Genomic DNA, 1,875 nt, shown 5'->3' with positions numbered 1-1,875 from the left:
CCTAGAGAATATATTAAAATTATTTTTTGATAACGGGAGTACAGAAATATTCTATCGGGACCCCGGAGACGATTACCGGGGAATTTTGCTTTATTCACGTCTTAAAACACCTTCTGGAAACGATGGACAATACCGGGTAGAAACTATTATTTGTGTAGACGGGAAGGATGTACTCAAAGATAATCACTTCTTTTCTGTTTCCTTGTCAAAGAAGGATGCAAACTATGTGTATGAAGAAAGGAAAATACGAAAGAGAGAGGTTAAAAGGCAGGTATATAAAGCGCTGTCTCAATTTACGGGAAAAAACATGCCTTGGGGGATGCTTACCGGGATAAGGCCTGCCAAAATAGTTCATGAACTCATGGATATGGGGTGTTCCAAGGAAGAGATAAACTCGACACTGAAACAGTATTATTTTGTCTCCGGCAAAAAGTCAAAGATTTTATACGATGTTGCAAAAAAGGAAAGGCATATACTCGATGCCAGTGAACGGGATATGGTGGGGATTTATATTGGAATTCCTTTTTGCACCACCCGCTGTCTTTATTGCTCTTTTACTTCGAATCCGGTCAAGAAATACGAGCATATGGTGGAAAGCTATATCCAGGCGCTGAAGAAAGAAATATTTAGTGTCGGCAGTATCCTTTGCAAAAAAAGGTTAAGAATCGAGAGCATATACATAGGTGGAGGCACACCTACTTCTGTTGACGCTTTGTATCTAAAAGAACTCCTTATGTATATTGAGGAGATATTGGACTTAAAGGATTTAAAGGAGTATACATTGGAGGCCGGAAGGCCCGATTCCATTACTTGCCAGAAGCTGGAGATAATTAAAAAGAGCAAAGTAGGCAGGATAAGTATAAATCCCCAGACCATGAATGATGAAATTTTAAGGAAAATAGGAAGACTCCACACGTCGAAGGATATAGTTGATGCCTTTGAACTTGCCCGCAGTATAGGCTTTGACAATATAAACATGGATGTCATTGCAGGACTTCCGGGAAGCAATCTTGAGGACTTTGTAAAAACCATAGGCGAAATAGGTGCCTTAGGGCCTGAAAGCGTTACTGTTCATACTATGGCAATCAAGCGCGCGTCACGGCTTAATGAAGATAAGGAACACTATAGCCTGGCATCGGGAAATGAAGTATCTCAAATGGTTGATGCCGCTTATGATATTCTGACAAAAATGGGATTGGAGCCGTATTATCTCTACAGGCAGAAAAATATGCTCGGCAATCTTGAGAACATCGGATACAGCAAGGCGGGTTATGAGTCAATATATAATGTTCAGATTATGGAGGAAAAACAGTCTATTATAGCATTGGGGGCAGGAGCTATAACCAAGGTGGTTTTTCCTGAAAACAACAGGATTGAAAGGGCCTTTAACGTAAAGAATGTAGAGGAATATATTGCTAGAATTGACGAAATGATTACAAGGAAAAATACACTTTTATCTACCTATGAGTTATAATATAATAATATTAGTAAAAAGAGTTAGGGTGAGATTGTGAGTGTATTTGGAATTCTATCCGTTGTACTTGTTGTGGGAATGTTATTTGTAAAGAGAATAGGAATTAAACTTAAGTTGATTGTAAATATGTGCGTTGTTTTTATGCAAGTTTTTTATTTTTAATGATTGCGTTTCCTTTTACGGAGGCAATTCGATGGGTAAATTGTTGATATGGAAAACTCCCAGGAAGAAAAATTATCTTCGATTTACCATGATCTTTTCAGGTTTTCAGAATTAAAAATTTATGGAAATGAATTATATTATCGAAATCCGAAATTCGGAGAGACCGGGATATGGTTTAAATTTGGAATTCCCGAGCCGAAGATTTAAGGTATTATAATGTTTGTAGAGGATTAATTTAA

The 1,875-nt window shown here is 37.7% G+C and carries 2 protein-coding genes; both read left to right on the top strand.

Annotation, left to right across the window (positions count from 1 at the left end; all coding sequences use genetic code 11):
- Window positions 1-1,474, top strand: a 1,474-nt coding sequence (gene hemZ, locus JCM21531_RS17055) for a coproporphyrinogen dehydrogenase HemZ (protein ID WP_038291612.1), incomplete at its 5' end; no start/stop codon positions are given.
- Between the two features lie 210 nt (window positions 1,475-1,684).
- Entirely contained in the window at window positions 1,685-1,843 is a 159-nt protein-coding gene (locus tag JCM21531_RS19095) for a hypothetical protein (protein ID WP_157833711.1), read from the top strand.
- The last annotated feature ends 32 nt before the right edge of the window (window positions 1,844-1,875 follow it).

Source organism: Acetivibrio straminisolvens JCM 21531, assembly GCF_000521465.1.
Lineage (GTDB): Bacteria > Bacillota > Clostridia > Acetivibrionales > Acetivibrionaceae > Hungateiclostridium > Hungateiclostridium straminisolvens.
This window is presented reverse-complemented; position numbering and strand designations above follow the sequence as displayed.